This is a genomic window from Vibrio sp. 1978, assembly GCF_033344345.1.
In genome coordinates, this window is the sequence record NZ_JAWPOP010000009.1 from 20553 (window position 1) to 45843 (window position 25291).

Annotated in this window: 21 protein-coding genes; 11 read left to right on the forward strand and 10 right to left on the reverse strand. The window is 43.9% G+C overall.

Annotated elements, in window-relative coordinates; translation table 11 throughout:
- Positions 1–273 precede the first annotated feature (273 nt).
- The 7 genes from R8N49_RS10840 (at position 274) to R8N49_RS10870 (ending at position 7073) form a co-directional block, all read left to right on the forward strand.
- Positions 274–837: a c-type cytochrome gene (locus R8N49_RS10840; protein WP_373921227.1), complete on the forward strand. Its 564-nt coding sequence runs from the start codon at positions 274–276 to the stop codon at positions 835–837.
- An 8-nt stretch (positions 838–845) separates the two neighbouring features.
- Positions 846–1898: a c-type cytochrome gene (locus tag R8N49_RS10845; protein ID WP_258489683.1), complete on the forward strand. Its 1053-nt coding sequence runs from the start codon at positions 846–848 to the stop codon at positions 1896–1898.
- 304 nt (positions 1899–2202) lie between these two features.
- Positions 2203–3534: a paraquat-inducible protein A gene (locus tag R8N49_RS10850; RefSeq protein WP_005385807.1), complete on the forward strand. Its 1332-nt coding sequence runs from the start codon at positions 2203–2205 to the stop codon at positions 3532–3534.
- Positions 3527–5173 (forward strand): intermembrane transport protein PqiB, encoded by a 1647-nt coding sequence (gene pqiB, locus R8N49_RS10855; RefSeq protein ID WP_213876378.1) that lies wholly within the window; start codon positions 3527–3529, stop codon positions 5171–5173. Before R8N49_RS10850 ends, pqiB begins: the two co-directional genes overlap by 8 nt.
- A complete protein-coding gene (locus R8N49_RS10860; RefSeq protein WP_054574786.1) occupies positions 5173–5751 on the forward strand; it encodes a membrane integrity-associated transporter subunit PqiC in 579 nt (192 codons plus the stop codon). Before pqiB ends, R8N49_RS10860 begins: the two co-directional genes overlap by 1 nt.
- 102 nt (positions 5752–5853) lie before the next feature.
- Positions 5854–6627, forward strand: coding sequence for a hypothetical protein (locus tag R8N49_RS10865; RefSeq protein WP_031778929.1), 774 nt, complete (start codon positions 5854–5856; stop codon positions 6625–6627).
- Positions 6628–6833: 206 nt separating this feature from the next.
- Positions 6834–7073: a hypothetical protein gene (locus R8N49_RS10870; RefSeq protein ID WP_213876376.1), complete on the forward strand. Its 240-nt coding sequence runs from the start codon at positions 6834–6836 to the stop codon at positions 7071–7073.
- 60 nt (positions 7074–7133) lie between these two features.
- Here R8N49_RS10870 and R8N49_RS10875 read toward each other — a convergent pair whose 3' ends face one another.
- The 8 genes from R8N49_RS10875 to sohB all read right to left on the reverse strand — a co-directional run bounded on the left by R8N49_RS10875 (position 7134) and on the right by sohB (position 16256).
- Positions 7134–8972 (reverse strand): extracellular solute-binding protein, encoded by a 1839-nt coding sequence (locus R8N49_RS10875; RefSeq protein ID WP_017633867.1) that lies wholly within the window; start codon positions 8970–8972, stop codon positions 7134–7136.
- A 499-nt stretch (positions 8973–9471) separates the two neighbouring features.
- Complete coding sequence (pyrF, locus tag R8N49_RS10880) at positions 9472–10173, reverse strand: orotidine-5'-phosphate decarboxylase (protein WP_017821659.1); 702 nt, start codon at positions 10171–10173, stop codon at positions 9472–9474.
- 84 nt (positions 10174–10257) lie between these two features.
- On the reverse strand, positions 10258–11433 hold the full coding sequence (gene lapB, locus R8N49_RS10885) for a lipopolysaccharide assembly protein LapB (protein WP_186584803.1): 1176 nt from the start codon (positions 11431–11433) through the stop codon (positions 10258–10260).
- Positions 11434–11451: 18 nt separating this feature from the next.
- Positions 11452–11748 carry a LapA family protein gene (locus tag R8N49_RS10890; RefSeq protein WP_005376663.1) on the reverse strand — a complete coding sequence of 99 codons (297 nt, stop codon included), beginning with the start codon at positions 11746–11748 and terminating at the stop codon, positions 11452–11454.
- Between the two features lie 281 nt (positions 11749–12029).
- Positions 12030–12311 carry an integration host factor subunit beta gene (ihfB, locus tag R8N49_RS10895; RefSeq protein WP_005385816.1) on the reverse strand — a complete coding sequence of 94 codons (282 nt, stop codon included), beginning with the start codon at positions 12309–12311 and terminating at the stop codon, positions 12030–12032.
- A 213-nt stretch (positions 12312–12524) separates the two neighbouring features.
- The gene (rpsA, locus tag R8N49_RS10900) at positions 12525–14195 is read right to left on the reverse strand and encodes a 30S ribosomal protein S1 (RefSeq protein WP_005385817.1); all 1671 of its coding nucleotides are present in this window, start codon (positions 14193–14195) and stop codon (positions 12525–12527) included.
- 110 nt (positions 14196–14305) lie between these two features.
- Positions 14306–14986 carry a (d)CMP kinase gene (gene cmk, locus R8N49_RS10905; protein ID WP_021033981.1) on the reverse strand — a complete coding sequence of 227 codons (681 nt, stop codon included), beginning with the start codon at positions 14984–14986 and terminating at the stop codon, positions 14306–14308.
- A 208-nt stretch (positions 14987–15194) separates the two neighbouring features.
- Complete coding sequence (sohB, locus tag R8N49_RS10910) at positions 15195–16256, reverse strand: protease SohB (RefSeq protein WP_186584801.1); 1062 nt, start codon at positions 16254–16256, stop codon at positions 15195–15197.
- Positions 16257–16510: 254 nt separating this feature from the next.
- On the opposite strand from sohB, the gene R8N49_RS10915 reads away from it, so the two are divergent.
- From R8N49_RS10915 to R8N49_RS10930, 4 genes are all read left to right on the forward strand, one after another.
- Positions 16511–17257, forward strand: coding sequence for a YciK family oxidoreductase (locus tag R8N49_RS10915; protein ID WP_005372980.1), 747 nt, complete (start codon positions 16511–16513; stop codon positions 17255–17257).
- A 129-nt stretch (positions 17258–17386) separates the two neighbouring features.
- Positions 17387–18079, forward strand: a complete 693-nt coding sequence (gene imuA, locus R8N49_RS10920) for a translesion DNA synthesis-associated protein ImuA (RefSeq protein WP_054577653.1) — start codon at positions 17387–17389, stop codon at positions 18077–18079.
- 4 nt (positions 18080–18083) lie between these two features.
- The gene (locus R8N49_RS10925; RefSeq protein WP_318189978.1) at positions 18084–19487 is read left to right on the forward strand and encodes a DNA polymerase Y family protein; all 1404 of its coding nucleotides are present in this window, start codon (positions 18084–18086) and stop codon (positions 19485–19487) included.
- 27 nt (positions 19488–19514) lie between these two features.
- Positions 19515–22589, forward strand: a complete 3075-nt coding sequence (locus tag R8N49_RS10930) for an error-prone DNA polymerase (RefSeq protein ID WP_258489677.1) — start codon at positions 19515–19517, stop codon at positions 22587–22589.
- Between the two features lie 74 nt (positions 22590–22663).
- Here the strand turns inward: R8N49_RS10930 and R8N49_RS10935 are convergent, their stop codons facing one another.
- Both R8N49_RS10935 and R8N49_RS10940 read right to left on the reverse strand, forming a co-directional pair.
- Positions 22664–23617, reverse strand: coding sequence for a chemotaxis protein CheV (locus R8N49_RS10935; protein ID WP_005372976.1), 954 nt, complete (start codon positions 23615–23617; stop codon positions 22664–22666).
- Between the two features lie 363 nt (positions 23618–23980).
- A complete protein-coding gene (locus R8N49_RS10940) occupies positions 23981–25198 on the reverse strand; it encodes an ROK family protein (RefSeq protein ID WP_005385828.1) in 1218 nt (405 codons plus the stop codon).
- Between the last annotated feature and the right edge of the window lie 93 nt (positions 25199–25291).

Sequence of the window (25291 nt, forward strand, 5' to 3'; positions counted from 1 at the left end):
GCACGTTAAGACGTCTCTACCACTTAGAGCTGCCGATTTGTGCAGCTCTTCACCACTTTGTTTTTATCGCTTATAGAACAACCAATAAAAACAAATACGGCCATTTACACTTATTAAATATGTGGAAATCCACAATACCTTTCATTATTGACAAGGCCGACAATATCGTCCAAGTGACTACCAAGTAGCACTTAGACATATTAATAAAAATTAAAGTGAGTCAGCATGTCAAAAATTCTTCCAGTGGTGGTGGCCTGTTTGTTAGCAACCACTATGGGCGCAAGCGCCTCGTCTATTCCGGAAAAAGCCAGCGTATGTAGCGGTTGTCACGGCCAAGATGGCATGGGACAGCCAAATATCGCGCCGATGATCGCTGGTTTAAACGCGAATTATCTCAACACTCAAATCGAACTATTCCTTAGTGGCGAACGCCAAAATGTGGTCATGCAAGGCATGGCGAAGGAACTCAGCGATCCCGCAGACCGTAAGGAAGTTATGGAGTACTTTGCTAACCTCCCGAGCTATGGGTTCACGAATCCAGAACAACGCGGCGACCAAGCTGATATTCGTAACCCGTATCGTAAGTTAATTTTCCAAGGCGATTGGGATAGAAACATTCCAGCTTGCGCAACTTGTCATGGAGCCAGCGGTATGGGCGTCGACAAGTTCCCTCGCCTCGCAAGCCAACATGCTGATTACTTAAAAACGCAATTGATGGCATGGAAAAACGGCACTCGCAGTGGCGACCCGCTCAATATGATGGGGACCATCGCAAAAAATCTCACTGACAAAGAGATCGAAAATCTTGCTTACTACTTTGCCTCATTACGTTACTAGGAGCAGTCATGAAACGTTTCTATTCTTTGTTCGCACTGCCTTTCATTTCTACGCTCGTACTAGCTAACGATCCATTACCGGACCGCCAGAAAGAGCTACCTGCGATAGAAAAAGAAAAGCACGGTGAATACTTAAAATCGCGTGATCTCAGCACAATCCCAAACACCGCATTTGGTGAGCAAGTAAAACGCGGTTACTCGCTCTTTGTTAACTCACAACAAATGCGCGGAAAATACGTTGGCAACGAACAAAACTGTGTGAACTGCCATATGGAGGCAGGACGAAAAGCAAACGCTGCGCCACTGTGGGCAGCTTACATGGCATACCCTGCATATCGTAAGAAAAACGATCGCGTAAACAGCTATGCTGACCGTATCCAAGGTTGTTTCGAGTATTCCATGAACGGTAAAGCGCCCGCTTACGATTCGACAGAAATTGTTGCCCTTAGTGCTTACGCCTACTGGTTAGCGATGGGCGGCTTGCTTGACAAACATGGTATGGCGGATGAACCCATTCCAGAACTAGACGCAAAAACGTTGCAAATTGGTGGAAAAGCAAAAGACTTCCCGTTGCCCGAAGCCATCGCACAAGCATTACCAATTGAAAAGCGGGGTAATCTCTCTGGGCGTGGCTACCCAAAAATCGCCGCACCTGAGCAAGAACCATCAATAGAGCGAGGCGCATTGGTCTACGAAAAGAACTGTGAAACTTGCCATCGCGCCGACGGTTCTGGCATCAAAGACACCAACGACCATTCATACATTCCACCACTTTGGGGCGAATATGCGTATAACTGGGGCGCAGGCATGCACCGGATTAACACTGCAGCCTATTTTATTTACGAAAACATGCCGCTTGGGAAAAGTGTGCAGCTGACAGAGCAAGAAGCTTGGGATGTCGCAGCATACGTCAACAGCCATGAGCGTCCACAAGATCCTCGATTCAAAGGCAATGTCACCGCAAACGCGGAGAAATATCACCAGCACCAAAGCTATTACGGCAAAACGCTCAACGGTACGCAAGTCGGCTCCAATGCCTTTAAGAGCGGAACGGTCAAGTAAAGTACAACTAAGCACCTTAAATAAAATGCTCTTTTTCCCTGCTCAGATTATCTGGGCAGGGTTACTTACCCTTAAAAACAAGTAGTTACCCCCTCCAATAAACCAAGCAACATCATATTACTTTCGGCTTCCAACATACTCATCTTCGCCGTAAAATCTTGTACCAAACGCGACTTCGTTTATGTCTTAGATCTCCCATATGCTCTAATGCCAAAAGTAAGAAACTCGTAAACTCCTGAATCAAAACAAGCGTGCCCAGTGAAAAAAGAGTATTCTTAAAGCAAATGAATCTAAAACCTACCCGATGAGTATTCAACCTAATTCCCGTCAGTTAATTTCATGCGAAGAGTGCGGCCTTGTTGTTCGCATTCCCGATATCGAACAGGGGCAAAAAGCACAATGTCCTCGATGTTCGCATTCGCTGACTAAAGTGAATGCCAAGCCTTACCAAAGCGTGATCGCCATATCATCGGCATGTTTGATCATGTTAGTGCTAAGCATTTCTTTCCCTTTTATGTCGTTCAGCGTGCAAGGGTTGTCGCAAGAAATCACCTTGTTGCACGCTGCCAAAATGCTGGCTGAGTTTCAAAATGTGCTTTTGGGTGTGCTGCTACTCGCAACAGTTATCGTTTTGCCTGCAATCTATGTTGGTCTCATTCTCTTTCTTCACCTTGAAGCATTAAAAGCACGTAAACATACCCCCTCTAGAAAGCAGCAACGAATGGCAAAAGTTTTATGCCGTCTTCTGTTTCGAGTCGAACCCTGGTTAATGGTGGATGTCTTTTTGATTGGCGTGTTGGTCAGCTTAATTAAAATCGCTTCCCTCGCAGACATAGGAATGGGCACTTCATTCTGGGCGTTTTGTGTATATACCGTTCTGGTAGTCAAATGCATATCAATGGTCGACAAAAGCTGGCTCTGGGGGCACTTTATTCCAGCTATCGAGCTATCTGATGTAAAAGAGGGTGATACGCACCATAACCACAACCATATTGGTTGTCATACGTGTCACCAGCTCAACCCTATTGAAGCTAAAAAACACCAACACTGCATTCGTTGTAAAAGCCCTATTCACAAATACAACCCCGCAGACAATTTACAAAAAGCTTGGGCGCTTTTGTTTGCTTCAGTCATTTTCTATATCCCTGCGAACCTCTACCCTATGATGTACACCGTAAGCCTTGGACATGCAGAAGGTTCAACTATCATGGAGGGGGTAATATTGCTTTGGCATTTAGGTTCTTACCCTATTGCGATGGTAATTTTCTTTGCTAGCGTATTTATTCCAATGGCGAAAATGCTGGCACTCGCGTGGCTGTATTACAATGCGCAAAAAGCGCGATATCTTCCGCACGAAGAGAGTATTTCACGCTTAAAGATCTACCGCATAACTGAGTTTATTGGTCGTTGGTCCATGATCGATATCTTCGTCGTCGCGATCTTAGTTGCACTGGTTCAGCTGCAAAACTTAATGGCGATTTATCCAGGTCCTGCTGCGCTCTCTTTCGCGGCAGTGGTCATTTTTACTATGCTTTCTGCAATGATATTTGACTCACGTTTGTTGTGGCAATTGCCACAAAACGAAGTGCAGGAGCCGATTTCTGACAACTTAAACGAGAAAGCCAAATATGAGTGATGAGAACAACGTAACCGCTCAAATAAAACCGCAAAAGCAGATTTCTGCGATATGGATTGTCCCGATCCTTGCGCTAGCCATGGGAGCGTGGATGCTGTTCCAATATATCAACAGTACAGGCCCACAAATTACTCTCCAACTGCCAACCGCAGATGGGATTGAGGTTGGCAAAACCGAAATCCGAGCATTGAATGTAAAAGTCGGACTGATTACTGAAGTCACTCTCAGTGAAAATTACGATCACATCATCGCTAAGGCACAAATGAACAAGGATGCAGAACGCATGCTGCGAGATGACACCATGTTTTGGGTGGTGAAGCCTCGTATTGGCCGTGATGGCGTTTCAGGTTTAGAGACCTTGCTCTCTGGCGCTTATATCCAACTTCAGCCGGGTAAATCTAAAATAGAGAAAGAGCGCTTTACGGTCTTAGATGTTCCCCCAGTGGCCTCTCCTGATGCAGAGGGGTTACGCCTTGTGTTAACACACCGCGAGGCTGGTAAGCTAGGCGTTGGTGACCCCGTCATTTATAAAGGCTTTACGGTTGGTCGTGTAGAGAAAACTAGCTTTGATGTTGACACTCGCAAAGCGTTATACCAACTCTTTATTTTCAAGCCTTATGACAGCTTAGTGCGCACTCGTACCAAGTTCTGGCTGAATTCTGGCGTAGATTTACAGCTCAATGCTGAAGGGTTCGAAGTCAAGTTTGGCTCATTAGAGAGCATGCTAACGGGTGGTGTTACCTTCGATACCGTTCCAGGTCTTGAATCCGGTGAACAGCTCACTGAAAATATGGTCAACTTCCGCTTGTACGATGATATTAAACAACTTCGAGAAGGCATGTACGATGATTATATTGAATTCGTTATGCTTTTTGATGAATCGGTACGAGGACTTAAACGTAAGGCACCTGTCGAATATCGAGGCTTGAGAATTGGTACTGTGATGCGTGTACCAATGCGACTTCCAACCCCAGAAGAGAACTTTTCTGCGAAAAAAATCCCTGTATTGGTACGTATCGAGCTCGGCCGTGTTTATGGCGATTTCCAATCCCAATCTTTACCAATGTTAAAAGATAAATTGAAGAGTGAGTTTGCTAAAGGCCTACGTGGTACTTTAAAAACAGGTAACTTATTAACAGGCGCACTGTATGTTGACGCCGACTTCTATCCAAACGACGAGCCTTACGTACCGAGTAAGTTTGCTGATTTAGATGTTTTCCCAACTATGCGTGGTGGTTTTGCGCAGGTTCAGCGCCAAGTGAACGACTTCCTAAATAAGATTAATAACTTACCAATGGAAGAAACACTAGACTCTCTCAATTCAACGTTAAAAACGTCCGAAAAAACGTTAGCTTCAGCAGAACGCGTGGCGGACAGTATTGATAAACTTTTGAATCAAAAAGAGACGCAAGAGATCCCAACAGATATTCGCCAAAGCTTACAGCAATTACAAAAAACACTCGATGGTTATGGGCCCAACTCAACCATGTACAGCGAAATGGAAGCCACGCTAAAAGAATTAGAAAGCGTGATGACAGAGTTTAAACCCGTACTTAAACAGCTAAACGAAAAGCCAAACTCTCTCGTGTTTGGAGAAGATGAAACCAGTGACCCAATACCAGTTAAAGGCAAAAACTAATGAAACGAGTATTCTTTCTGTCTATCGCGCTATTTGTCGGTCTAACGGGTTGCAGTAGCGCTCCGCAAACTAAAGGAGCTATGTACCTTCTACCTAAGGCGGAACCAGTGACTCTGAGCTCTTCTGATATCGCTCAGCGCCCAACTTTAGTTGTTCGTCCAGTGACATTGGCGAGTTATTTGAATGATAATGGCATTGTTTATCGAACCTCTGAGACCCAAGTTATTCAGGCGAAACACAATCAATGGGCGCACAGTATTTCTGAGCAAATCACTCAGAGAGTCGTCGCGGAGCTGCGTCACAAGCAAAGTCATTACTGGCCGGCTGAAATGAATAATCTGTTGGATCAAAGCGGTGAAGCCAAACTCCAGCTTACGTTAAATAAATTTAATGGCAGCTACAAAGGTAATATCGAAATTGAGGGGGAATGGTTACTCATTAATGCCGAAGGTAAGGTAGAAAACAGCGCGCCAATACAAATCTCACAGCCGCTTCAAGATGAGGGCTATGAAGCGCTCGTCAACGCTTTATCCATAGGCTTAGAAAGCCTAACCTCAGACATTGCCAAACAACTCTAAGTCAATGTTAATTACAGGGAAGCAAGTTGCTTCCCTTTTTTATGCAGAGTGTAGCGACTTCTACTAAGCTGAAAGCTGACGAAAAGCCGAAAAGGAAATTGGATGAAACCATGTAACCTGCTATCACTCTCCTCACTCATTCTTGTATTACCTACATCAGTAGCGCTCTCAGCCGAGACACAAGAATCTCGTTGGCGAAATAGCATAGAAGTGTACATGCTAGGACTGAATATCCACGGGGATACCAGTATTGGTCGCTTTTCATCAGAGGTGGATGTCGATCCTAAGTTCATCGTAGACCACCTCGATATTGGGGCGATGTTGCGATTCGAGAGTATTTACCAAAGTAAGTGGGGCTACTACATAGATTATAGTTTCATGAACTTAAGTGGTGATGTTAATAATATCAAGGGCGCTCTGCCTAACGCTCGTTATCGTGCGGACATCGAAATACGGCAAGGTGTTCTAGAAGCAAAGGCATTCCAACGCGAACAATATTCATTCGGTAAACTGGATTATATGTTTGGATTACGTTGGTGGGACAATGACATCACCGGCAAGCTGTATCGTAATGACAACCGGGTACTAGAAGATAGACTGTCATTACAAGAAGATTGGGTCGATTTTTTAGTTGGCTTGCGACTCATTGATGAATTGAGCGAAAACTGGCGATTTCATGCCAGCATCGACGCCGGACTTGGCAACGATACTCACTTCACTTATGCCATTCAAACTGGTGTTCGTTATAGCTTTAATGAATGGTCTGATCTCAACTTAGCTTACAAGTCGACCTGGGTCGATTACAAAAATGAAGAGGTATTTGAATATGATACGGCTTCTCAAGGGCTTTTAGTCGGACTTGGCTTTTACTTTTGATTAGGTTGAACCCTAGCCTATATTCAAGCGTTGTAACTTGTACCAACTCTAGGTACACGTCTAGTGCCACGTTACAGATGCTTAAATAAGGCAAATTGATCTTCATCAGACTATAAATTGCTCTTCGGTGCTACTCTCTGTCACAAAATATAAAACCCCACTCTATGACCTCATATAGGTCTTGTTGATAAGGTTCCCGAGTAGCAATGTCGATTAACATTTCCGATTTAACCACCGCCCTAAATAAGGTGGAGCATATTCATAAAGTGCAGCTTGAAAACGTACATCAGTTCTTCAAAGCAAACGAAGCTTTCTCGTTGCAAACATTCAGCCAGCTGATATCAAGCAACTCGCTTGATGATCGATTTAAAACCATCGATAAAGCGTTCTCTTTGCTTGGTGATGCAAAAACCTACCTTTTAGAAGCGTCTTACCTTATTAAGTAAAAAAGAAAGCCCCGATAAAATTCATTACCGGGGCTATCATTTTCTATCTAAACTACTGATTTACAATTTGTAACGATCATCAATTACCGTTAATTCTGGGAAGGTTTTACCCTCGTCCATCGCTTCTTCTGTCTCTTCTTTTACTTGGTTATCAATCCAGAAATTACCGATATCCATTGGATGAAGCACCCATTCTGTCGCTTTTGTCATGCCGTTTTTAGGAATTTTAACCCAGCGCCAATGAGCAACTCGAGAATAAGGCACCATGTAGCCAGGAACGATGATGTTCGCTTTGCTGACATAGTTTTGGATTTGATGCGACAAGTCGTAACGCTTCTCCTGATCAAACTCAGAGTCATACGCTTCAATTAACTTGTCTAGCTCAGGGCTGCTGTAGTTGGTGTGAGCATTCGTTTGTGGTCGATTTGCATTATCCGAGTGTAGGTATTCCCAATACGCAGGGATCTCACCAGAGCCCATATTCAAAAACGCTAGCTGATGCTTTTTCTCAAGAATGTATTTAAACGCAGATGAGCCATCCACCAAGTTTAACGTGAACTCAAGACCAGCAAGTTTCGCTTGCTCTTTCAGGTATGCAATACGCGGTGTCCAAGAGTTGTATCCGTAGGTGATAGCAAAGCTCAAGCGTTGGCCCTTGTCGTTAACACGAATACCATCTGCGCCCACTTTGTCAAAGCCCGCTTTTTCGAAGTGTTTAACCGCCGCATCAGCATCAAACTTTGGCGGTGTATTGTTAGGATCATCGTATTCGCCATGACCAAAGCCGAGTCCATGCGGTTTACGTGAATAATCTCCACGCATGATGTTTTCAATCATGCCGTCATAGTCAGTGGCTGCCATAACACCTTTACGCACTTCTAGGTTATCCAACATCGGCATCGCTGTGTTCATCCAAAGACCACCTGCTCCTTGCGGTGCTTCGTTAAAGCCCCAGTACTTTTGGATATAGCCTTTTTTGTACACATCACTATTGGTTTTGTCATGCCAAAAGCTTGGTAGCACCATCTCAAAGTAGTCTAAGTTGCCTTTCTCAAAGTGCTTCATGGCAATATCAGGATCGCGAATCACCTTAATGCGAACCTTTTCAACGTTATAACGGTTTTTATAGTAGCGGTTGTTGTATCCCCACCAATCTTCACCGACATGTTTGAATGTCACGCTCTTACCTTTCTTCACTTGATCAATGTAGTAAGGCGCTGCGGTTGGCTCAGATTTAAAGTTAAACTTTCTGACGAAGTTATCAGGCATGCCATCGTTATTTGCGTCCTTTTCTCCTTCAAAGAAGTGTTCAGGACGAGGCTGAAAACCATTACTTGGCATGTTAATCATAACCATAAGTGAGTCATGACTTTGAGCTACAGCAAGATTGACTTTGATCGTGTAGTCATCAATTTTTTCAACACTCACAATACTGTTTGTGAAGAAGTCGTTATACCACGGGTCGATAATGTCTTTTGACGTGTAGTACTTCATCATAAAGACGTAATCATCTGCTGTAATTTTTTCACCATCTGACCACTCGGCCGTTTCGTCGAGTTTAAAGAATACGGTTTTGTTGTCCTCTCCAAATGCCCATGACTTAGCAAGTTGAGGGATCCATTTGCCAGTATTTGGATGACGCTGAGCCAGTTTTGGTGAACCATCCATTAAGTATTGGCGCAAACCTGAGTTCGCATCTGGACCAACACTTCGTAATGTTTGCGGAAAGCTCTGAATGTAAGTGCGATAGGTGCCACCTCGTACCGCTTCTTCAGAGGCAAATAGAGGTTCGTTGTTGTTTGAAATCCATTCGATATCAGCTGGCAATTCTGCCGCACTCAGTTGAAAACTGGCAGCGGTCAGTGTTGCTAGTACTGAAAATGGCAGTTTTTTAGTCATGTTTCTTCCTTGTTGTGTTTGCGCACTAAGGTCGTAACAAGGAAGACAGCGTGTGAAAGCTCACAGAAAGCTGCGATTTAAAATACGCAGATAGGAAATAATAGGAACGTAATATGAAGTGACGTCCTGCCAGCTTCTATATTAATTTCAAAGAGTTTCACTAGGTCATCCTAGACCTTACAACGCAGTGAATGCATCTTCGCCATAGTATTCTTTAGATATTTGTAACGCAAGCCATCAATAACACATGATTGCATTTTCGAGGCATCACAGTGAGTTATGTTACAAAAGTGTGATCAGCATAGTACCAAGCCCTACTTTACTCAGAATAAACCGCAGAACCTTTATCTCAATTGGCCCCGATATACCAGTTACAGCGAGTAAATGATCAGACATAGCTGGTTAAAAGGAATGGTTGTTTACCGCGATCAGTATTTTCATTCGATATAAAAAGTGAGGCATCTTAGCCTCACTTTTCTCCATACAATCGAGACAGTGCTTACATTTTAGATAAGCTCTCATTGATCGACTTCAGCACTTCTGCAGGATTTGACGCTTGAGTGATAGGGCGACCAATCACAAGATAATCTGAACCTGATTGGATAGCGTCTACTGGCGTCATGATACGGCGTTGGTCACCTTGTTCTGAACCAGCAGGTCGAATACCAGGGGTCACTAATTTAAATTCTTGGCCTAGTTCGCTCTTCAGTAGTGAGGACTCTTGCGCTGAACATACGACACCATCTAAGCCCGCGTTTTTGGTCAAGGTTGCTAGACGAATCACTTGCTCCTGAGGCGCAACATTCAAACCAATACCAGCTAAATCACTTTGTTCCATACTGGTTAGTACCGTTACACCGATAAGAAGTGGACGATCTTTACCATATGGCTCAAGAATTTCACGTGATGCCGTCATCATACGCTCACCACCGCTCGCGTGTACGTTCACCATCCATACACCCATTTCAGCCGCAGCGCGAACTGCTTTCGAACAGGTGTTTGGAATATCGTGAAATTTTAAATCTAGGAATACCGAGAAACCACGTTTATGGAGTTCACGTACAAAATCAGGACCAAATAGCGTAAACATCTCCTTGCCAACTTTTAGTCGGCATGACGCAGGATCAATTCTATCTACAAACGCAAGTGCATCTGCTTGGTTATCATAATCCAGTGCGACAATAACTTTTTGGTCGATCATTTCATCTCCTAACTGTTTTGGTTCTTATTAAATAAAAAGTTAAAAAAATGCAGCGGACAGAAACTCTGCCAGCTGCATTAAGAATTATTCACCATCCAATCCGCGGATTGGCTTGATCGTCCCCCATCCTTTACAGGACGGACAATGCCAATAAAGGGAATGGGTAGAAAATCCACACTTCCGGCATCGGTAATGCGGTTTCACTTTTAACTGTTCACCCACCATCGCTTGTAGTGTTGATAGGCTGTCTTTCGCTCGACCATCTTCTGCTTCTGCAATGTGGTAGTCAATTAAACGGTAGAAGCCCTTCATGGTTGGGTTTTTCAGCAATTGTTTCGTCAGTAACTCTTGAGCAGCCCCAACGTTCTCGTGATGAGCAACTAATTGAGCCAACATCAACTCGGCTGATACGCCTGCTTTCTTATCAATACAAGCTCTCAGAAACTCGACAAGTTCATCTTCCTGACCCAGATGATGATAGCATTCTGCAATAGTTGGCAAGACATCACTGATAAAGTCTTTATCTTGCTCAAGTACCCCCGTCAGATATTTGATGGTGTACTTATAGTCTTCAGACTCTAGGTAAATTCGTCCCAAAGCAATACTTGCTCGAACACACTTCGGGTCTTCCGCTAACGCTTTTTTAAAATGCTGTATTGCCTTATTAGTATTCCCATCAGCTTGGTCGAGCATGGCTATTTCACACCAAAAATGGGCAATATTTGCACGCATCCTTGAGCGTTTATTACCTAGCTTAGCCAATTGGTTCGCGTAATAAATCGCCTTTTCCCATTCTCGTGTTTGCTGATAAATGGTCACTAATTGTTGAAGAGCCGCCTCTTTGTAATCTGGCTCTTCGACTAACTGTTCGAAGATTTTCTCTGCACGATCAAGAAAACCAGAGACCATGTAGTCTTTCGCTAACTGTTGAAGGGCGAGGTTCTTTTGGTCCAGTGTTAAGCCTGAACGAGAAATAAGATTTTGGTGAATTCTGATTGCGCGGTCGACTTCACCACGAGACCGGAACAGGTTACCCAACGCAAGGTGAGTATCGATGGTCTCGTTATCAACTTGGAGCAATTCAATAAAGTGATCGACAGCCTTATCTGATTGGTCAGAGAGCAGCAGATTAAGACCCGTCATATACTGACGAGAGATTTGATGAGATTGCTTCTGCTTGTCTTGCTGAGCGCTGCGATGCCCCATATACCAGCCATACGCAGCAGCTATAGGCAACAACAAGAAGAGTAGTTCAAGCATTAAAGTTAAGCCTTATCCTTATGCCTGTTTTTCAATGGCTGGCTTATCAGCAGCGTTGTTTGATTCAGTTGGTTCGTACTTTTTCAGTTTTTTCTTTAAACGACGGACCTGTAGCTGAGTTTTCAGTTGGATGCTACCAAATATAACCCACGCTAAAGCAAAGCCAACCACAAATACTACACCTAATAGCGTAGATAAGTGGAACTCTCCTTTTGCTAGAAGATAGTTAAAAGTCACGAGCTCTTGGTTTTGGGAACCTAACGCCAATGCAATTAAAAAGAGAGCTAAAACAGCAACGATTTTTATAATTTTCATGTTACATCACCCTTCTAGGAGTAAGTCGGTAAGATTATGCAGGAAAATGCTTCTTCAGACTACGTATATTAGCAATAATCTATACCCAAGTAACCTCAAGATGCTTAGTTTGTAGACATGCTTAGAAGTTAAAGTTATTTGGGTATAGAAAGCAGCAAAGAAAACAGCTGAATCCACAATTAGATTAGTAAACGATCTTGGATGTATGACTAACTTGGATACATTACAAAAAAGCGGCATACACAAACGTATGCCGCTTTTTTCAAACTAATAAGAGTGCATTAACCAATATTTACACGCTCACGAAGTTCTTTACCAGGTTTGAAATGTGGAACGTATTTACCTTCCAATTCCACTTTATCGCCCGTTTTAGGGTTACGACCTACGCGAGGCTCGCGGTAATGAAGAGAAAAACTACCAAAGCCACGGATCTCGATACGGTCACCGCTCTCTAGTGTAGAGGCCATGTGCTCTAAAATATCTTTTACAGCATCCTCTACCTCTTTCGCTGATAAGTGTGTTTGCTCAGCGCAGAGTCTTTCAATCAGTTCAGACTTAGTCATAGTTGCCCTCTTTGAGTATCTTTATCACTTATTATAGTAAGTAATACTAATTCCAACAAACACTTGCTGACAATTCTAGACAAATTTTATGCAAAATGCGCAATGAAGAAATGCCTTTTATTAAGATAGTTTACTGTCATTAGTATTACTACTTAAATATGACCAAATATAAAAAAGGAGCCTTGCGGCTCCTTTTTTGCTTAAGCGAGTATATTATTCGCCTTTAGCAGCTTTGAAAGCGTCAGCCATTGCGTTACCGAATGCATTGTCATCTTGCTTGTTGATAGATGCCATTGCTTCTTGCTCGTCAGCTTCGTCTTTAGCTTTGATAGATAGGTTGATTACGCGGTTCTTACGGTCTACACCTGTGAACTTCGCTTCAACAACATCACCAGCGCTTAGGATTAGAGAAGCATCTTCTACGCGATCGCGTGATACTTCAGAAGCACGGATGTAACCTTCAACGCCTTCTGCGATTTCAACAGTAGCGCCTTTAGCGTCAACAGCAGTTACAGTAGCGTTAACTAGAACACCTTTCTTGTTGTCAGCAACGTAAGCATTGAATGGGTCATTTTCCATTTGCTTGATGCCTAGAGAGATGCGCTCACGCTCAGCGTCTACTGCTAGAACAACTGCAGAGATCTCGTCGCCTTTCTTGTACTCACGTACAGCTTCTTCGCCAGCAACATTCCAAGAAATGTCAGATAGGTGAACTAGACCGTCGATGCCGCCTTCTAGACCGATGAAGATACCGAAGTCAGTGATAGACTTGATCTTACCAGTAACTTTGTCGCCTTTAGCTTGTGCTTCAGCGAATGACTGCCATGGGTTAGCTTTACACTGTTTCAGACCTAGAGAGATACGACGACGTTCTTCGTCGATTTCAAGAACCATAACCTCAACTTCGTCGCCAACATTAACAACTTTAGAAGGGTGGATGTTCTTGTTAGTCCAATCCATTTCTGAAACGTGAACTAGACCTTCAACGCCTTCTTCGATTTCAACGAAGCAGCCGTAGTCAGTTAGGTTAGTTACGCGACCAGTTAGTTTGTGACCTTCTGGGTAACGCTTAGCGATTGCTACCCATGGATCTTCGCCTAGTTGCTTAAGACCTAGTGATACGCGAGTACGCTCACGGTCGAACTTAAGAACTTTAACTTGGATCTCGTCACCAACGTTAACGATTTCAGATGGGTGCTTAACGCGCTTCCAAGCCATATCAGTGATATGTAGAAGACCGTCAACGCCACCTAGGTCAACGAACGCACCGTAGTCAGTAAGGTTCTTAACGATACCTTTAACTTCAGAACCTTCTTGTAGAGTTTCTAGAAGCTCGTCACGCTCAACGCTGTTCTCTGATTCGATAACTGCACGACGTGAAACAACTACGTTGTTACGTTTTTGGTCAAGTTTGATAACTTTGAACTCTAGCTCTTTGTTTTCTAGGTGAGCAGTGTCGCGGATTGGACGTACGTCTACTAGAGAGCCAGGAAGGAAGGCACGGATACCGTTTAGTTCAACAGTGAAACCGCCTTTAACTTTACCGTTGATGATACCAACAACAGTTTCAGCTTCTTCGTAAGCTTTCTCAAGTACAATCCAAGCTTCGTGACGCTTAGCTTTCTCACGAGAAAGTTGAGTTTCACCGAAACCATCTTCAACAGCGTCTAGAGCTACGTCTACTTCAGCGCCAACTTCAACTTCAAGTTCGCCAGCAGCGTTCTTGAACTGTTCAGCAGGGATAGCAGATTCAGACTTAAGACCAGCGTCAACAAGAACGAAACCGTTCTCGATAGCTACTACAGTACCTTTAACGATGCTGCCTTGTTGGAATTCTGTTTCGTTTAGAAACTCTTCAAAGAGTTGAGCAAAAGATTCAGTCATTTAATTAATCTTCAATAAATTAAACTTCCACGGGTATCCTACCGCATGGGGTTATTAAATTCGCCAGTCATCATCCTTGCGACCAACGCTCTTAGCCTAGTCGAGTATTATTACTCAGCTAGCTTCGATTCGATATATTGTAGTGCCTTTTCTACTACTTCGTCGATAGTCATCGACGTAGAATCTAGCACAAGCGCATCCTCAGCAGGGCGTAATGGCGCCACTGGGCGGTTACGATCTCGGTCGTCACGCTCTTGGATCTCGCTTAAAAGGTCAGCAAATCTAACATCTAACCCTTTCTCTTGCAACTGTTTAAGGCGTCGATTTGCACGCTCTTCAGCACTCGCATCAAGGAAGATTTTTGCTTGCGCACTCGGGAATACAATTGTGCCCATATCACGACCATCAGCAACCAGACCCGGAGCGGTCTCAAATGCACGCTGACGACGTAGTAATGCTTCACGAACACGTGGCAAAGCCGCAACTTTAGATGCTGCCATACCCGTTTCTTCTTTACGAAGCTCCCCTGACACGTCTTCGCCTTCTAGAATGACCTTAACTAAGTCACCTTCCGCGATAAATTGAACGTCTAGGTGTGTTGCTAGTGGGACAAGAGCATCTTCTGACTCGGTGTCGACACCGTGGTGAATCGCAGCGAGTGCAAGTACACGATAAATTGCGCCAGAATCTAAGAGTTGGAAACCCAATTTTTTCGCCAGCAACATACATAAAGTGCCTTTACCTGCACCACTAGGTCCATCTACGGTTACAACCGGAGTTTGAGAGGACATGTTCTTCTCCACCAATAGTTTCTTTTCAGCAATTTGCTCGGTTTTCGAGGCGCACATTATACGGGTAATCAGTCTTTGGAGCGAGGAAAAATGTCGTGTAAAGCATTACACCTAATGCGTAATTGGATTCATCAATAAACATAAAGTTCAACAAAAACGGCGAGAGCTTCCGCCCTCGCCGTTTTAAATGTCATGAACTTAAGCTCGATTAAACAATCGGATTTTGACCACGCTCAGCTAACTTTAAAATCACACTATCAGCGACTTTACCCGCCACACCTGCTAGCTTGTCGGCCAGTTTTTTCTTTTGTACATAATGCACAGAAAGTACAGTTTTATCTTTGCATGCCGCAACAACGATATCATCAGATGTACTAATGTCATCCACCAAACCAAGCTCTTTCGCTTGTGTACCGAACCAGTGCTCACCAGTGGCTACTTTGTCTAGGTCCAAACTAGGACGACGCTCACGAATGAAGTCTTTAAACAAGACATGTGTTTCTTCAAGTTCTTGCTTAAACTTATCGCGCGCTTTATCGGTATTCTCACCGAACATCGTTAGCGTGCGTTTATATTCACCCGCTGTTAGTTGTTCGTACTCAATGTCATGTTTCTTCAACAGTTTGTTGAAGTTAGGAATTTGTGCGATAACGCCAATAGAACCCACAATTGCAAATGGTGCAGAAACAATTTTATCTGCTACACATGCCATCATGTAACCGCCACTTGCCGCAACTTTGTCAACAGAGATGGTCAGAGGAAGACCCGCAGCTTTGATTCGGTCCAGTTGAGAAGAGGCAAGGCCGTAACCATGAACCATACCACCGCCAGACTCTAAGCGAAGTAACACTTCATCACCTTCACGTGCGACAGCCAAAATAGCGGTGATTTCTTCACGTAGAGACGCGACTTCTTTTGCGTCTATGCTACCGTTGAAATCAAGAACAAATAGGTGTGGTTCACGCTTGCTATCTAATGAACCGTCTTTGCTCGCTTGTTTGATTTCTTTCTCGCGAGATTTGTTCTTCTCTTTTTCTTCTTTCTTGACGGCTTTATCTCGAGCCTTGATGAAAGCATCGTCATGCAAATGATGCTCTAACTGCTCAACAGATTGTTTGTGTTGCTCTGAAAGGTTGGTAATCTCTAACTCCCCTTTCGCCGCACCCGATTTGCCACCAGCCGATTTTGCAATAATGAGCAGAACAATTATCGCAGCAACCACCGTGATAATTTTGGCCAGAAACAGACCATAATCTAATAAAAATTCCAACGAGAGCTCCTTTATCTCATTTCAGATGATGTTAGTATGTTACGCAGAAACATCAGCGAGAAGGCAGCGCGGTTTGTAACCACTTGTTCTGATTGATAGCATACCTAACGAAAGTTCTGGAATTGGTATAACACATGAATTGGTGTATTGTAACCATCTTGTCACGATTACCAAGATTTTCCATTGAGAAACAGGCGTTTTTTAGCGTCAATTAACTATCATGGACCCTCTTACAATAATAAGGATTTATCGCCGTGAACTACTCCGTTTCAGCTGATGCTCTAAAAGGTAAAGTCATTCTTGTTACTGGCGCTGGTAATGGCATCGGCCGTCAAGCCGCGCTTTCTTATGCCGAGCACGGTGCAACTGTTATTCTCTTGGGTAGAAATGTGCAAAACCTTGAATCTATCTATGATGAGATTGAAGCTGCTGGCTATCCACAAGCAGCTATCATTCCATTGGATCTCAAGGGCGCAACTCAGCAGAATTACATTGATATGGCAGAGACAATCGAAGGACAGTTTGGTCGCTTGGATGGTCTATTACACAACGCAGGTGTCTTGAGTTCGCTGTGTCCATTTGATCAAATCAAAGAGGAAGACTTCGACGATATCATGCAGATCAACGTGAAAGCCGAAGTGCTAATGACTCAAGCACTACTGCCTGTGATGCGTAAATCAGAAGCTGGGCGTATTATCTTTACCTCTTCAACCGTCGGCCACTCTGGCCGCGCATTCTGGGGGCCATACGCTATCTCTAAATTTGCCGTAGAAGGCATGATGCAAGTTTTGGCTGACGAGCTGAGTGATACACCGATCCGCGTTAACGCAATTAACCCTGGTGCCACTCGTACTCGCATGCGTGAAAAAGCATATCCGGGTGAAGATGCGAATACTCTCAAAACGCCACTGGATATCATGCCGCTATATTTGCACTTAATGGATCCTGCGGTTACCGATGTGAACGGTCAATGCATCGACGCTCAACCGAAGCGTAAATAACTCATTCAGGTTACCTCACATAATCGATTGAAAAGGCAGCAAACGCTGCCTTTTTTCATTTCTCTCTTCATAAAAATCTTGCGACTTTCTCCCACAGAAATATACTGTACATATATACAGGTGTTTATTATGCAAGATATTATTCAGAACTTAAAAAGCCAACACCTTGTTTGGCAAGCAAATTTAACGAAAGCAGATCCTCAGCAGTTGCAGACTAGTTCCGGTTTTTCTGAATTAGATGATTTGCTCGGCGGAGGCTTTCCACCTCATGGCGTAGTGGAGATGGAATCTATTGGTAGTATTGGTGAATTGCGTTTGCTCGCTCCCTATTTAAAAGCCACTCAGACCAATGGTATAACCGCATTTATTCAACCACCTGCGCTAGTGAATTCTCTGTTTTTACACTACATCGGGTTGGATATAAACCAAGTGTGGGTTGTTAATCCAGCTCATCCCAAAGATGCTCTTTGGGCTGCAGAGCAATGTCTGAAAAGTGGGGTATGCAGTAATGTTTTGTTATGGCAAGAAGAGCTTGAAATACATCAAGTGAAACGCTTACAGGTAGCAAGTGAACAAGGGAGTTGCCCGCTCTTTATGCTTAAAACAGATACTATCAACCGCTTGTCTTTGCCTGTGTCACTCAGTTTAAAACTGAAAGGCGACGAGCAAGGGATTAATGTTGAAGTGCTGAAAAGGAAAGGAGGCTGGAATAGAGGTAGCGTTAGTATCGGCTTCCAACACCATTACCCGCAACTGGTGAAACCATCATCTGAAACTGTGCACTCGACTGTGGTCAATTTCCCACTGGCGAACCAAGGTTAGTGATATGGCTCTGTGGATTTACTTGCACTTCCCTCGCCTACAGCTAGACGCACTCTTTGGTGATAACCAAGAACGACCCGTGGTGATTGTCGAAAGCCAACGTTGCCAGATTATTCAATACAACGAGATTGCCGAACAACAAGGCATTAAGCCAGGTATGGGCCTAGGCAGTGCTGCGTCCTTGTGTCGAGATTTACAAGTGCATCCTTATCATCCACAAACCGAATTAAATAAATTACAAGAGGTAGCTCAGTGGTTGTATTTGATCACATCTGACGTTGTGTTGATGCCAAACCAAGGTATTTTACTGCGTGCTACTCCAATGCTCGCTCTGTATGAAGGGCTTGAAAACTATTGGAATAAAGTCAGAGCTCACTTATCGGAGCTGAAACTGAGTTTTCAATTCGGATGTGGTTTTTCTCCTTTTGCTGCCAAATTGATGGCAATATCAGGAGCGAACGTCATCAGTGAAGACAAATCTGCCATACAAAAAGCTTTATCACCACTACCGTTAAAACTGACAGATTTATCAAACGCTACCGTAGAGAAGTTACAACGTGTAGGTGTCACCACATTGCAAAACCTGCTTGAACTGCCATTGCAAGACATCGCACGACGCTTTGATATCGATTTGGTGAACTACGTTGGTCGACTGACTGGGCAGTTTAAACACCCTGTCGACTTTTATCACCCTACCGAATCCTTCCAAGTTTATTTAGAGCTGTTGTTTGAGATCGAAAACGTTCAGTGGATTGAAAAGCCGTTGGCCAAATTACTTCGTCAACTCGAAATCTTTCTTAAATTAAGAGATAAGGTCGCTTTTGAACTGTGTTTAACACTCCACCAGCGTGAGAAACAAGAGCAACACCTTCAGCTCACTTCTGCGCAAGGTGATTACCTATGTCAGCGTTGGCAACAGTTAGCGAGTTTGAGCTTAGAGTCACTCTCGCTTAATGGCCCAGTCACAGGGCTAACGTTAAAAGTCATCCGTCAAGGTGAGCCTCTTAGTGCATCACGCGATCTCTTTGCTGGGCAGAAAGGAAACATGAATGCTTTAGAGCTGCTCTCTTTACTGCAAGCTAAATTGGGAAAAAATGCCGTTTTAAAACCCAATATTGCTTGCGATCCTAGACCAGAAAAGGCCAGTCAGTATCGCCCTGCTGATGCTCCGGATGAAAAGGGGCACGCCATACCATCCATACTACGCCCCGCAATGCAATTACCGACTCCCATTGTATTGCAAGAGCAAGTTTCTTTGGTCCACGGACCTGAGCGAATAGTTTCTGGGTGGTGGGATGGTGATGAGATCATGCGTGATTACTACATTGCACACACCAAGCAAGGCCGCTGGTTATGGATATTTCGTGATCAGCACAAGCACTGGTTTCTTCATGGCTATTTTTGTTAAATCGACAGTTATTTTTGTTGGGTCATTATGAGTTACGCGGAACTATTTTGTCAGTCTAACTTCTCTTTTTTGACTGGGGCTTCTCATGCAGAAGAGCTGGTACTCCAAGCTGCTTTCTATCGCTATCAAGCTCTAGCCATAACGGATGAATGTTCGGTCGCGGGCATTGTCAAAGCCCATGCGACCATCGAACAACATAAACTCGATATCAAACAAATCGTTGGAAGTATGTTTTGGTTAAATGATGAATGCCAAATCGTACTGCTTTGCCCTTGTCGCAAGGCTTATGCCGAGTTGTGTCGTATCATCACAAACGCAAGGAGACGCAGTGAAAAAGGCAACTATCAACTGTTCGAATGGGATTTGATGTCGGTTCGACATTGTTTGGTATTGTGGCTGCCCACACATCAAGAGAGTGATCACTATTGGGGGCGCTGGCTCAATCAACACCACGCTAATCGTTTGTGGGTAGCGATTCAGCGCCATTTGAGTAACAACGATACTGAATACATTGCGCACTGCGAGCAGTTAGCACATGAATTTCAATTACCTATAACTGCCTGCGGAGGCGTTCTCATGCATGATGTTGAACGCTTGCCATTACAGCATGTACTTACTGCTATAAAGCATGGGTGTAGCGTCGATAAACTCGGTTTTGATCGTATTTCGAATACAGAGCGAGCGCTTCGTCCTTTTAAAAAGTTGATTCGGATTTACAAACCAGAATGGCTGGAAGAAAGTACTTACATCGCCGATTTATGCGAGTTTAAGCTCTCCGATTTAAAATACGAATATCCTACCGAGCTGATCCCAGATGGTTACACACCCGACTCTTACTTACGTATGTTGGTCGAACGTGGTAAAAAGCTGCGTTTTCCTGAAGGTGTGCCAGCAGAAGTCAATCAAACCATCGAGAATGAACTGGCGCTTATTCAAGAGCTGAAATACCACTACTACTTCCTTACTATTCACGACATTGTAATGTTCGCGAAACAGCAAGGCATTCTTTACCAAGGGCGAGGTTCCGCTGCAAACTCTGTGGTGTGTTATTGCCTGGAAATTACCGCCGTCGATCCTCTACAAATCGCTGTCTTATTCGAACGATTTATCAGTAAAGAACGTAAGGAACCGCCGGATATTGATGTGGACTTTGAACACGAGCGCCGTGAAGAAGTTATCCAGTATATTTACAAAAAATATGGCCGTGAGCGTGCAGCACTTGCTGCAACAGTGATCAGCTATCGCTTTAAAAGTGCCGTGCGTGAAGTCGGTAAAGCACTAGGGATTGAAGAGACCCAATTGGATTTTTTCATTAAGAACGTTAATCGCCGAGATCGCAGCCAAGGCTGGCAAGCTCAAATTATTGAACTGGGCTTACAACCAGAATCTCTCAAAGGGCAGCAGTTCATCCAATTGGTCAACGAGATCATTGGCTTCCCACGCCATTTATCTCAGCACGTAGGTGGATTTGTAATTTCATCTGGCCCTTTATATGAGTTAGTACCTGTTGAAAATGCCTCGATGGAAGATCGCACTATCATTCAATGGGATAAAGACGATTTAGAAAGCTTGAAGCTACTAAAAGTCGATGTACTCGCACTCGGCATGTTAAACGCCATCAAAAAGTGCTTTCAACTGGTCGAGAAACATCACCAGCGATCCCTCTCGATTTCCGAGATCACTCGCCGACAAGATGATCCACACGTGTACCGCATGATCCAAAAAGCCGACACGATAGGCGTATTCCAAATTGAATCTCGTGCACAAATGAGCATGCTTCCTCGCCTAAAGCCTGCTTGTTATTACGACTTAGTGATTCAAATTGCAATTGTTCGTCCAGGCCCTATTCAGGGTGATATGGTGCATCCTTTTTTAAAACGGCGTGATCACAAAGAGCCTGTCAGTTATCCATCGGAAGAAGTAAAAAGCGTTCTTGAGCGGACTATGGGCGTCCCTATTTTCCAAGAGCAAGTCATCAAGCTAGCCATGGTAGCCGCAGGGTTTAGCGGCGGCGAGGCCGATCAACTCCGTCGAGCGATGGCATCATGGAAAAAGAATGGCGATCTCGCTAAATTCAGACCAAAACTGATCAATGGTATGCAAGAGAGAGGCTATGACTTAGCGTTTGCTGAGCGAATTTTCGATCAGATTTGCGGCTTTGGTGAGTACGGCTTCCCTGAAAGTCATTCAGCGTCTTTCGCAGTGCTGGCATATTGTTCTGCATGGTTAAAATATTATTACCCAGCCGAATTTTACACTGCATTATTGAACAGCCAACCAATGGGATTTTATAGCCCATCGCAATTAGTACAAGATGCTCGCCGGCATGGCGTTGAAGTATTGCCGGTGTGCGTCAATCATTCAAAATATCAGCATCATCTCGTCTCACGTCCGAATGGCAGGCTCGGCGTGCAACTTGGTTTTCGCTTGGTGAAAGGCTTTAACGCAGAAAGCGCACAAAGGCTTATTGAGCGCAAACCACTTAATGGTTACCGAACGATTCAAGAAGTAAAGCAGATATTAAGAAGCCGAAGTGACATTGAATTATTGGCTTCAGCCAATGCATTTCAGGCCTTGTCGGGAAATCGTTATAACGCTCGCTGGGCAGCAATGGATTCCTTATCTGACCTACCATTGTTTCACAAGGTCGAAGAACCCAATGTTAGCTACCAGACTCAACCCTCTGAATATGAAAATTTAATTGAGGATTACGCAAGCACGGGACTATCTCTTAGCCGCCATCCAATTAAATTATTAGAAGAAACGGGCAAACTCCCTCACTTTACCCGCATGAGGCAACTGACAGAGAAACCGCATAAGTCACTGGTCACAGTGGTAGGTGTGGTAACAGGAAGACAATCTCCAGGCACCGCCGCTGGCGTGACATTTTTTACGTTAGAAGATGACACGGGCAACATTAATGTGGTCGTTTGGCAAGCTACAGCACGAGCCCAAAAGCAAGCGTATTTAGGCGCTAAAGTATTAATGGTGAAAGGCATTCTTGAAAGAGAGGGAGAAGTCACGCACGTCATTGCTGGTAAGTTGATTGATTGCACGCACTACTTGAACAATCTACAAAGTAAATCTCGGGATTTCCACTAGTACAGAGGAATTAAGGAGAGAGGTGTTAAAAATCAGAGAGAGAGGTGCGCTCCCTCTGATTTCACTAGATCTAATCATGCACTTTTAGAAAGCATCTGGCGTAATCGGTCTTGAGCAACTTCAACCAGCAGATCCGGTTGGAATTTAGATATAAAGCGATCACAGCCTACTTTTTGTACCATGGCTTCATTAAAACTACCGCTCAGAGAAGTGTTCAATGTGATAAACAACTTAGACATACGTGGATCTTGGCGCACTTCATGGGTCAGTTTATAACCGTCCATTTCAGGCATTTCAGCATCCGTAATCATCATCAACAGCTCTTTTTCTACATCTTTACCTTCATCACACCAACGTTTTAAAACCGTTAACGCTTCTAGCCCGTCACGACACTCGATGATATTCATACCCAATTGAGAAAGCGTATCGCGAACTTGATTACGAGCTGTAGAGGAATCATCCACAATCAGAACATTACGCCCGACCATTGCTTGGGCCAGTTCTTGATCGAGAATGTCCTCCGAAATAGTCACGTCGTAATGCACGATCTCTGCTAAAACTTTTTCAACGTCAATAATTTCGACAATTTGAGAGGCATCCCCCTCTTTGATTTGCGTGATAGCCGTGAGGTAATTCGAGCGACCAGACGTGGAAGGAGGCGGCTGAATTTCAGTCCATGCCGTATTAATAATGTTTTTAACCGGACCGACTAAGAAGCCCTGCACCGTGCGGTTGTACTCTGTCACGATCAAATTTTCTTCTTCCGCTTCACCACGTAAAGCAGGAAAACCAATTGCGCCTCGTAAATCAATCACTGGTACCGCTTCACCTCGTAGAGAAGCAACCCCACGAATATTGTAGTGCGATCCTGGGAGCTTGGTTAACGGCGGAAGCTTGATGACCTCTTTCACTTTGAACACATTAATCGCAAATAATTGGCGACTATTTAAAGTGAACAGCAGAAGCTCTAGTCGATTTTCACCAACCAAGTTTGTACGCTGGTCAACCGTATTTAACACTCCGGACATACTACTACCTAAATTATGGATAATTCTTATTTTACTCGAAATCAGTACAGACACAGCAAGGTTATATAACCAAATAACCTTAAAATATTTGGCTTTTCGAGCACAGCTTTAAAGTACAACAGTTTTAGCGTATTACTTCTCTTTGCATCAGACGCAAAGTCACGCAGCACATTGAAAGCCATTTTGTTTATTTACTTGAGCTTTTTAGGAAATTACATGAATGGCACAGATATAGCAATGCAACATAACTCAAATTCCCTTTCTAGTAATAGGCGATCAAAAAGGGTGAGCCGTTAAGTCTCACCCTAAATCACCTACAAATGCAGTCTCAACAGCCAGGCACATCATCATGTTAAAAAGTACTTAACCTTCCACAACCTTCATCAATAGTTGACCATCGTACAACGCTTGCTTAATCAACGCGGCACCAGGCATTGTGGCTTGCTTATAGAAACGAGACTCCACCAGCTCAAGATCTTGGTGATAAACAGGTAAACTCTGTTCTTCGATACAGCGACGAACCGCAGGATAAAGCACATCTTTTGCTTGGTTAATCACACCACCGATCAAGATTTTCTCAGGGTTAAATAAGTTGATCACAATAGCAATTGCAGAGCCTAAGTAGCGTCCAAGTTTTTCAATCACATCGACGGCCAAAGGATCACCGTTTGCAGCGGCTTCACAAATGCTCTCAATACTCATTTCCTCTTGTTTAGCAAGAATAGAGTCTTCGCCATCAGCGATTCGTCTTACGACTTCTTCACGAATTGCCTGAGAACTGGCAACGGTTTCCAAACAGCCTATATTGCCGCAATGACAACGTTTTCCATTTGGGTCAATTTGAATATGCCCGAGTTCACCAATGTTACCGTGACGGCCTTGCAAAACGCGCCCATCCAGAATGATGCCCGCACCTAAACCGTGGTGGATAGAGATAAGAACGGAGTTGTCATTATCTTGAGAATGACCAAAAAGCTTTTCTGCTAATGCCCAAGCTCGCGTGTCATTGGCAATGAAAACTGGCAAGCCTGTTGCTTTGTATATCTCTGGTCCAAGAGCAAGATTTTCGACATTGTAATGAGGCATCTGCAAAACGACACCTTGCTCTGAGTTCACGAGACCAGGCAGCGTAAGGGCAATACTGGTAACACGATCAAGTTGATCCGCGTAAGTCTGAAAGAATTCATCAATTTCGTAAAGCAGGCGCTCAAGCACATCGTCTTGATCAAGCTCGTGTATCTCGATTTTAGTATCGATTAGTACATCACCGCCTAACTCATGCAAAGCAATGGTTAAATAACCCCGCCCCAAACGCATTGACAAAAATTGCCAGCCTTCATTATTGACCTGCAAACCGACAGCAGGTCGACCACGACTCGTCGCTTCTTGTACTGTCGTTTCATGAATCAAGTGCGCTTCAATTAATTCTCGAGTGATTTTGGTGATACTAGCAGGAGCAAGCTCACTCTGCTTGGACAAATCAATTCGAGAAATAGGACCTTTTAGGTCAATTAGTTTATATACACGACCAGCATTGACCTGTTTGATATGATCAATATGGCCCGGTTGAGCCATGTACATCTTGCACTCCGAAATTCTATAACGGGACAATTTTTTTACTTTGCGAACTAATTGTGAAGTGAATTAATAAATCCCCGTGACAAGCATCACGTA

What these genes read in the sequence shown, in the direction of transcription:
- R8N49_RS10840 (WP_373921227.1), top strand. Translation starts at nt 274, where the DNA reads ATGGGCGCAAGCGCCTCGTCTATTCCGGAAAAAGCCAGCGTATGTAGC.
- R8N49_RS10845 (WP_258489683.1), top strand. Translation starts at nt 846, where the DNA reads ATGAAACGTTTCTATTCTTTGTTCGCACTGCCTTTCATTTCTACGCTC.
- R8N49_RS10850 (WP_005385807.1), top strand. Translation starts at nt 2,203, where the DNA reads ATGAGTATTCAACCTAATTCCCGTCAGTTAATTTCATGCGAAGAGTGC.
- pqiB (WP_213876378.1), top strand. Translation starts at nt 3,527, where the DNA reads ATGAGTGATGAGAACAACGTAACCGCTCAAATAAAACCGCAAAAGCAG.
- R8N49_RS10860 (WP_054574786.1), top strand. Translation starts at nt 5,173, where the DNA reads ATGAAACGAGTATTCTTTCTGTCTATCGCGCTATTTGTCGGTCTAACG.
- R8N49_RS10865 (WP_031778929.1), top strand. Translation starts at nt 5,854, where the DNA reads ATGAAACCATGTAACCTGCTATCACTCTCCTCACTCATTCTTGTATTA.
- R8N49_RS10870 (WP_213876376.1), top strand. Translation starts at nt 6,834, where the DNA reads ATGTCGATTAACATTTCCGATTTAACCACCGCCCTAAATAAGGTGGAG.
- R8N49_RS10875 (WP_017633867.1), bottom strand. Translation starts at nt 8,972, where the DNA reads ATGACTAAAAAACTGCCATTTTCAGTACTAGCAACACTGACCGCTGCC.
- pyrF (WP_017821659.1), bottom strand. Translation starts at nt 10,173, where the DNA reads ATGATCGACCAAAAAGTTATTGTCGCACTGGATTATGATAACCAAGCA.
- lapB (WP_186584803.1), bottom strand. Translation starts at nt 11,433, where the DNA reads ATGCTTGAACTACTCTTCTTGTTGTTGCCTATAGCTGCTGCGTATGGC.
- R8N49_RS10890 (WP_005376663.1), bottom strand. Translation starts at nt 11,748, where the DNA reads ATGAAAATTATAAAAATCGTTGCTGTTTTAGCTCTCTTTTTAATTGCA.
- ihfB (WP_005385816.1), bottom strand. Translation starts at nt 12,311, where the DNA reads ATGACTAAGTCTGAACTGATTGAAAGACTCTGCGCTGAGCAAACACAC.
- rpsA (WP_005385817.1), bottom strand. Translation starts at nt 14,195, where the DNA reads ATGACTGAATCTTTTGCTCAACTCTTTGAAGAGTTTCTAAACGAAACA.
- cmk (WP_021033981.1), bottom strand. Translation starts at nt 14,986, where the DNA reads ATGTCCTCTCAAACTCCGGTTGTAACCGTAGATGGACCTAGTGGTGCA.
- imuA (WP_054577653.1), top strand. Translation starts at nt 17,387, where the DNA reads ATGCAAGATATTATTCAGAACTTAAAAAGCCAACACCTTGTTTGGCAA.
- R8N49_RS10925 (WP_318189978.1), top strand. Translation starts at nt 18,084, where the DNA reads ATGGCTCTGTGGATTTACTTGCACTTCCCTCGCCTACAGCTAGACGCA.
- R8N49_RS10930 (WP_258489677.1), top strand. Translation starts at nt 19,515, where the DNA reads ATGAGTTACGCGGAACTATTTTGTCAGTCTAACTTCTCTTTTTTGACT.
- R8N49_RS10935 (WP_005372976.1), bottom strand. Translation starts at nt 23,617, where the DNA reads ATGTCCGGAGTGTTAAATACGGTTGACCAGCGTACAAACTTGGTTGGT.
- R8N49_RS10940 (WP_005385828.1), bottom strand. Translation starts at nt 25,198, where the DNA reads ATGTACATGGCTCAACCGGGCCATATTGATCATATCAAACAGGTCAAT.